We start from the raw sequence: 7,523 nt of genomic DNA, 5'->3' as shown, positions 1-7,523 counted from the left end.
TAGAATCGATTTTATCGAAAGAGTGGCCTTTTTTCAATTTTTGAATACCTTATTTTGGTTAATCAACAGGCGTGGTTCGGCATGTTCATTTTGGCGCTGCTTACTTACCTTAAAAAGAAATAGACCGCCCTTGTAACGAGGGATGCGGTCTATTTCGCTGACACAGTTACCTTTGAAGCCAACCGCCCTTAAAAGCGGCTATTGTGTGCGGGAGTGTAGATGTTACCAGCATCTGCATTCCCTTTTTTAGTATACGCTTGATTGCAGCTAATCATTCTTGTCTTATGCAATCTGTCTTACATAATATTACGCTATAGTTTTTATATTGACAATATGGAAGATTGGCTGAACAACCTTCAAATATCAGCTTTAATAAAACTTGGCTCCCAAAATGCAAAAATCTCTCTGAATTTTTCATGGTCAGGAATCGTAAAGGGTATGTTCTCAAAAACTTCTTTCATGATCTCAAACAGCCTTCTTTTTAATAAAACATCTTCAGATATGGGTTCTATCCCTACAAAATACGTAAAATCACCATGTTTGCTATTATCTTTGAAAAACTCAGGGCCTTCTGTATCTGTTGCTATTATTAAAACTCGTTGACCAATGGGGTGACTTAATTCACATGATGATAACGAAGATGTCAGTAACTCTATGTCAGAATAAATACGTCTGAAAGATTTACCTAACTTTCTATCCTTAACTGCTATTGTTAGTGACACGTCCATTTTCATGTTCTTCTCCTTAATCCCAATGTTGACTCATCGTACGCTTCCTTGTGGATATCATATTTTTGAGTCTATCCAAAGTAATTTCGTAATACTTACCCTCGCTGATGTATGGTTTATCACCTATTAGCTCATAAATCGAATAATCGATATTGAGTTCGGTAAATTCTTGCATCATGACTATCAATTTTTCAGGAAATTCAGGATCATGTCTATCATCAAATAATTCTTTAACAAAGACTGGAGTATTTGTTCCAACTTTTGTTAAGATTGAGTTCAGACTTATATCTACACATCTACGAACAGCAGAAACTAATCTCGTTTTATTATCGCCGAAATTCCTAATGATTAATGCAATAGCCATGTTTCACCTCGAAGAAGAATCTGGTATATAAACATTTTACCAAAGATTCGGAGCTTGTTGCATGTTTTCAAAGAGTTGGACAAATGAAGATAGAGGCTTATTGTAAGAAACATGATGCGCGTCGCAGATGTCACCAGCATCTGCGCTCTCTTACTGTCGAAAAATGCTATATTATGGTATAATCAATTCGCGGTAGACAGGGAGATTAGGAAAAGGAATGAGTTAATTTGGCATTCAAAAAGAAAGAAATAGAAGCATTGAAAAACAGATGGGACGAAGATTATGTCGCTCAATTAAACAAAGTTTTATGGAAAAAAGATTGGCGCAATCGTCAAGATGCAAATGTTAATTTTCGTAATTCTCCTTTTGGTGAGATATCGTCAAAACGAGACTTTAGAGGTTTGGACTTGGAATGTTTTTCTTATCAAAACTTGCAGGATATAGATTTATCATGTTCAACTATAACGTCGATTACAAGAAGTGTATTAAAAGATGTAACTCTTGATTATACAAATATAAAATCTGGAATCAGCTCCATATTAATTGATTGTTCATTCGAATATGCGAATTTGCACAAAACTGCCTTAAACAACGACGGTGAACCAATACAAAATACTTCTTTTTATAAGGCAAATTTAAATAAACTTTTGGGAAGCGATCTTGTTTTTATTAACTGTAATTTCAATTCTGCCAACCTAAAGAGAGTTGATCTTAGATATTGCCGTTTTGAAAACTGTACATTTATTGGAACCCAATTTTTTATGAGTACCCTGATTCATTGTACTTTTATTGGAGAAGCTCCTCAAATCGAGCAATTAGATAACAGTAATATAGAAAACATGGTCATAAACGGGGAGCCATTTGATATTTCTAAAGTAAATCACAATGAAACAAAAGAATTAATTGAATTGGCAAAAGATATGATTTCCAGAGTCTAGTGCGCACGGATAAAAGCCCAGGGGCATATAGTGTAGACATACGGGTGCTAAAGGGGATGCTTGGGTCAATGATGCGCATGGAACCGGTGGAGCTGGAAGGGAGCACGGCGCTGGCGATCGAGGTGAAGCTGCCGAAGACGACGCTGCTCGCCGTGACGACTGACAAAGGGTACATTATGTGCGGCGCGCTTGATGTGGGATTGCTGAATGAACGTCTGAAGGAACGGGGCATTATTGCCGCTCGGGCGACGGGCGTACGGACGATCGAGGAGCTTTTGGAAGCGCCGCTGGAGTCGGTCACCTACGGAGCCGAGTCGCTAGGCGTAGTACCGGGAATGAAGGGCCGGGACGCGGTTGCACGGATGTTTTGACCGAAATCGCTTGAGGTAAAGCGCCTGAGAAAATCGGGCGTTTTTTCATGGACGGAGACATCTTTCCCCGAAGGAGGAGTTCGTCCTATAATATAATAAGATGGTAGGATATTCGGGAGAACGGAGGAGTCCGATGAGAGACAGACAATTTACATTTTCAGACGCTGACGGGGAAGCGATATTCGTCTATGAATGGCTTCCGGAAGAGGACGTACCGGTGAAGGGCGTAGTACAAATCGCGCACGGGATGGCCGAAACGGCCGCTCGTTACGAGCGATTCGCCGGGGTGCTGACGGGAGCGGGCTATGCGGTGTACGCCAACGACCATAGAGGGCACGGCCGGACGGCCGGCAGCCCGGAGCGGCTCGGCGTCATCGGCGAGAACGGCTTTCAACGCATGGCGGAAGCGATGGGGCAACTGACGGACCTGATTCGCGAACGGTATTCGGACGTTCCTTTTTACGTATTCGGCCACAGCATGGGGTCGTTTTTGACCCAGAAATATATGTACTTATTTCCCGGGAAAGTGGACGGCATCGTCTTGTCCGGAACGAACGGGCCGCAAAAGCTGCTCGGAATCGGCAGCGCGCTGGCGCGGAAACTGGCGGCCAGCAAAGGGGAACAGTATCGCAGCGAACTGCTGATGAGGCTTACGCTCGGCAGCTATAACCGCCAGTTTCGACCGAATCGGACGCCGTTCGATTGGCTCAGCCGCGACGAACGCGAAGTTGACGTTTATGCAACTGACCCGGATTGCGGTTTTGCGATGACGACGAGCTTCTGGATCGAATTCTTAGGCGGGCTGCAAGAGATTCACGATGAGCGGAATATGCGTCAGATTCCGGTCGATTTGCCGGTCTATTTATTTTCCGGCGAGCTTGATCCGGTCGGCCGTAGAGGAAAAGGGGTTGTCGAATTGGAAGGGATGTACCGGGAGCTGGGCTTGCGGCATGTGACGAGCAAGCTGTATCCGCAAGCCCGGCATGAGATGCTGAACGAGATCAACCGCGATGAAGTGATGCAGGACGTTCTCCATTGGCTGGACGAGCAGACGGCCCGTCAAAACAACGGTTCATGAGCCGGAGGGCGCACCGTTCCTGTGCTTCCCGGACAGGCTGCGCCCGATTGTGCTCCTTGCAAAAGCGGGTATAATGGAACTGACGCGTTAAAACGAACGGGGGGACGGGAAGGTGGATATTCAAAAAATTACGCCGCGCAAAATTTCCGAAGCCATCGCCGAGCAAATTAAGGAGCAGATCGTCAGCGGTTCGCTCAAGCCGGGCGATAAGCTTCCTTCCACGAAGGAGCTGTCGGAGAGCTACCAAGTGGGGCGGTCCACGATCCGGGAGGCGCTCAGCGCACTGAAGGCGATGGGCCTTGTGAAAAGCCACCAAGGGGAAGGCAGCTATGTGCGCAGCATCGAATCGCAGGATGTGGATTTGCCGGAATTCAATTCGCTGCTGATGAACCGGGACACGGTGATGGAGCTGATCGAGGCGCGCCAGGCGCTGGAGGTTTCCAATGCGGCGCTTGCGGCGGAGAAGCGGACGGAGGACGACCTGCGGCGCTTCGAGGCGGTGCTGAAGCGGATGGAGGAGCATCTGGGCGACGAGGAGGAAGGCGAGCGGGCGGATATCGAATTTCATCTTGTGCTTGCCCAAGCGACGCACAATTCGATCATGGCGCGGATGATCGACTCGATCTCGACGCAGATGCAGACGGCGATCCGCGAAACGCGCAGGCTGCAAATGTATGCGAACCGGACGGTATCCCGGCAGCTGTTGCAGGAGCATCAAGCCGTGTACGAGGCAATCCGGCGGCAGGATACGGCGGCTGCCCAAGACGAGATGCGGCGGCATTTGTTCCATGTCGAGCAGGTGCTGATCCGTTATTTGAAAAAGTAGGACGAGATAGGTCCCGGGAAGGGTCCGGCCGTTGCTGTGCGGAGCGGCCTCTTTTCAAAAAACAACTTATCTGATAACCTGACAAGTAAGAAAAGAAACCATAAACCGAAGGATGGGACCTGTATGCGAGTTTCTTTATTCATCACGTGTTTGGCCGACCAGTTCTACCCGGAAGTCGGTGAAAGCGTTGTCCGGCTCCTGCACCGGTATGGCTGCGAGGTGGATTTTCCGCAGATGCAGACCTGCTGCGGACAGCCCGCGTACAACAGCGGCTACCAGGATGAGGCCCGCGAGGTGGCGCGCAACCTGATCCGCGCGTTCGAGCACAGCGATTATGTCGTCTCGCCTTCCGGCTCCTGCACCGGAATGGTCCATCATTATTACCCGCAGCTGTTCGAGAACGAGCCGGAGTGGAGGGCCAAAGCGGAGAAGCTGATCGGGAAAACGTACGAGTTTTCTCAGTTTTTGGTCCATGTATTGGGCGTTAAAGACCTCGGCGCGGTGTACGAGAGCAAAGCGACGTATCATCCGTCCTGCCATGCGATGCGTTTGCTCGGGGTGCGCGAGGAGCCGGGCGAGCTGCTGGCGCATATCGAGGGACTGGAGCTGGTCGAGCTGCCCCGCAAGGAAGATTGCTGCGGCTTCGGCGGCACGTTTGCCGTCAAGATGGCCGATATGTCGGGAGCGATGGTCTGCGAGAAAGCCGCCAACGTCTGCGCGACGAATGCCGACCTGTTGATCGGGACCGACATGGGCTGTCTGATGAACATCGGGGGCCGTTTGAATAAAGAAAACAAGCCGGTGCGCGTCATGCATCTGGCCCAACTGCTGGAGGAAGGAGTGAAGCGCGGTGAGCGGCATGGCAAGTGAGAAGGAGCAGATTGGCACAGGCTTAAAAAAGCGCACGGAAGAAGCGCTGGCGAACGATTTTCTCCGCAAGGCGGTTGCGTATACGACCGACAAGCTGAAGACGGCCAAGCTTCAGGTGACGGACGATTTTGGCCATTGGGAGGATTGGCGGGAGCGGGGGAGACAGATCCGCAAGCATGTCGTGGAACATCTCGACTATTATTTGACGCAGTTTACCGATAACGTTTCCAAAGCCGGAGGCCACGTCTATTTCTGCCAGACGGGGGACGAGGCGGTCAAGACGTTTATGGAAATTGCCGAGAAACGCCGGGCGAAGATGGTGGCGAAAGGAAAATCGATGGTATCGGAGGAAATTCATCTGAACCGTCATTTGGAGGAACGCGGGATCGAGGCGATCGAGACGGATCTCGGCGAGTACATCCTGCAGCTCGCGAAGGAAACGCCGTCACATCTGATCATTCCGGCGATTCACAAAAACAAGCAGCAGATCGCGGATATTTTCTCGGAGGAAGCGGGCGAGACGTTTGCGCCGGAGACGAAGCTGCTGGCGAAGTATGCCAAGCAGCGGCTGCGCAATTATTTTCTGGAAGCGGATATCGGCCTGACCGGCTGTAATTTCGGCGTGGCCGAATCGGGGGCGATCACGCTCGTGTCCAATGAAGGCAACGGGCGGATGGTGACGACGCTGCCGAAGTGCCACGTCGTCGTCATGGGCATGGAGCGGCTCGTGCCGACCTATGACGACCTGGAGGTCGTCCTGAACCTGCTTGCCCGCAGCGCTACAGGGCAGAAGCTGACGACTTATACGTCCATGATTACCGGGCCGCGACGCGAAGGAGAGCTGGACGGGCCGGAGGAGCTTCATCTGATCGTGCTGGATAACGGCCGGTCGGCGCAGCTCGGCGATCCGGTGTTCCAGGAGGTGCTGCACTGCATCCGCTGTGCGGCCTGTCTGAACGTGTGCCCCGTGTATCGCCACGTGGGCGGTCACACCTACGGCAGCGTGTACAGCGGCCCGATCGGGGCGGTGCTGACGCCGCTGCTCCAGCAGGACATGAAGGAAGCGGGGCAGCTCGCTTACGCCTCCAGCCTGTGCGGGGCCTGCTACGAGGCATGCCCGGTCAAAATTCCGCTGCACGACATGCTGGTGCAGCTTCGGGCGCGCAAGGTGCGGCTCGGGCTGACGCCGCTGGCGGAGCGCGCCGCCTTCAAGACGTTCCGGACGACGTTCGGGAACGTTACGCTGTACAAGATGGCGACGAAGTCCGCCTATTATATGATGAAGCCTTTCGTGAGCAAAGGCGTGATCAAGAAGGCGCCGGGTCCGGCAGCAGGCTGGACGAAGTCCCGCCATTTCCCGATGAAGCCGAAGCTGTCGTTCCGCGACCGCTGGGAGACTCTTCAGCAGGAGCTGAAGCAGACCGACAAGCGGGGCGACCGGAGCGAAGGCGGAGCAGCCCGCGGGCAAGCTGTGCACGGACGGGACGAGGCGGATGGCTCCGGGAAAGGAGGCGGGCGCCATGAGTAACGGAATGATCCGCGGCCGCGAAGCGTTCATCGCGAATGTGTCGTCGAGGCTTGGACGCCGGGAGGTCCCGGCGGCGGCTCCGGCGCATCCGTTTCGCGGCGCGCCGGAGTTTTATAAGCAGATCAAGCTCGCCACGGAGGAAAAGATCGAGCTGTTCGCCCGGAACTGGCAGGCTTTGACCGGTAAGGTGCTGGTGGTGGATGAAGCCGAGGCAGCGGACAAAGTCGGCGCTTGGCTGTGGGACATCGCCGCCGAGCTTGGCGTCACGCATGTGTCCCGCTGGGAGCACGAAGGTCTGAAGGCGCTTGGCTTGGACGAGGCGCTGGCCACCTCGGGCATCGCCGTCGCGCCATGGCGGCCCGTGGAGACGGACGCGGAAGCAGGCGACAGCGACGTATGGCCGAAGGCGGCAGGAGGCGCGAACTGGGCGCAGCGGAGCGAGCTGTTGAAGCGAACCGAGCGCTGCCAGCTCGGGATCGTCTGGCCCGACTTCGCCATAGCGAATACGAGCACCTTGGTGCTGCAATGCTCCCCGCAGCGCGGCCGTTCGGTGAGCTTGCTGACGGAAATTTTGTTCGCCGTCTTCCGGGCCGATCAGCTTGTGTACCGGATGGGCGAGGCGTTCGAGCAGATCACCCTCGGCAAGCAACTGCCGGGGCAGTATGCTTCGTCGCTTAACCTGATTACCGGGCCGAGCCGCAGCGCCGACATCGAGAACGATCTGACGATCGGCATCCACGGTCCGGGCAAGGTGTATGCGGTCATTATCCGGTAAGCCGGGCTAAAATCAAAGTCGAAGTCGAAATCGGGGTCGGAAGCA

At 52.9% G+C, this 7,523-nt stretch carries 9 protein-coding genes; 7 read left to right on the top strand and 2 right to left on the bottom strand.

All coding sequences use genetic code 11. The features are described 5' to 3' along the window. Nucleotides 1-356: 356 nt before the first annotated feature. Nucleotides 357-734 carry a hypothetical protein gene (locus NLX71_RS03070; RefSeq protein ID WP_254362017.1) on the bottom strand — a complete coding sequence of 126 codons (378 nt, stop codon included), beginning with the start codon at nt 732-734 and terminating at the stop codon, nt 357-359. Between the two features lie 10 nt (nt 735-744). Further along, nucleotides 745-1,092 (bottom strand): hypothetical protein, encoded by a 348-nt coding sequence (locus tag NLX71_RS03065; RefSeq protein WP_254362016.1) that lies wholly within the window; start codon nt 1,090-1,092, stop codon nt 745-747. A gap of 227 nt (nt 1,093-1,319) precedes the next feature. Here NLX71_RS03065 and NLX71_RS03060 point away from each other — a divergent pair, with 227 nt between their 5' ends. The 7 genes from NLX71_RS03060 to NLX71_RS03030 all read left to right on the top strand — a co-directional run bounded on the left by NLX71_RS03060 (nt 1,320) and on the right by NLX71_RS03030 (nt 7,478). Next, nucleotides 1,320-2,030, top strand: a complete 711-nt coding sequence (locus tag NLX71_RS03060; RefSeq protein WP_254362015.1) for a pentapeptide repeat-containing protein — start codon at nt 1,320-1,322, stop codon at nt 2,028-2,030. Nucleotides 2,031-2,098: 68 nt separating this feature from the next. Beyond that, nucleotides 2,099-2,401, top strand: coding sequence for a YunC family protein (locus tag NLX71_RS03055; RefSeq protein WP_254362014.1), 303 nt, complete (start codon nt 2,099-2,101; stop codon nt 2,399-2,401). A gap of 133 nt (nt 2,402-2,534) precedes the next feature. Further along, entirely contained in the window at nt 2,535-3,479 is a 945-nt protein-coding gene (locus NLX71_RS03050) for an alpha/beta hydrolase (protein WP_254362013.1), read from the top strand. Nucleotides 3,480-3,591: 112 nt separating this feature from the next. Further along, nucleotides 3,592-4,305, top strand: a complete 714-nt coding sequence (locus tag NLX71_RS03045) for a FadR/GntR family transcriptional regulator (RefSeq protein WP_254362012.1) — start codon at nt 3,592-3,594, stop codon at nt 4,303-4,305. 123 nt (nt 4,306-4,428) lie between these two features. Beyond that, nucleotides 4,429-5,175, top strand: a complete 747-nt coding sequence (locus tag NLX71_RS03040; protein WP_254362011.1) for a (Fe-S)-binding protein — start codon at nt 4,429-4,431, stop codon at nt 5,173-5,175. Beyond that, the gene (locus tag NLX71_RS03035; protein WP_254362032.1) at nt 5,165-6,703 is read left to right on the top strand and encodes a LutB/LldF family L-lactate oxidation iron-sulfur protein; all 1,539 of its coding nucleotides are present in this window, start codon (nt 5,165-5,167) and stop codon (nt 6,701-6,703) included. Before NLX71_RS03040 ends, NLX71_RS03035 begins: the two co-directional genes overlap by 11 nt. Beyond that, nucleotides 6,696-7,478 carry a LutC/YkgG family protein gene (locus NLX71_RS03030; RefSeq protein WP_254362010.1) on the top strand — a complete coding sequence of 261 codons (783 nt, stop codon included), beginning with the start codon at nt 6,696-6,698 and terminating at the stop codon, nt 7,476-7,478. The genes NLX71_RS03035 and NLX71_RS03030 overlap by 8 nt, the downstream gene beginning before the upstream one ends. Nucleotides 7,479-7,523 lie beyond the last annotated feature (45 nt).

The sequence above is a fragment of the Paenibacillus sp. MZ04-78.2 genome (assembly GCF_024213375.1).
In the GTDB taxonomy this organism is placed as follows: Bacteria; Bacillota; Bacilli; order Paenibacillales; family NBRC-103111; genus Paenibacillus_G.
The sequence above is the reverse complement of the archived record's forward strand: the minus strand, read 5'-3'. Positions and strand labels throughout refer to the sequence as shown.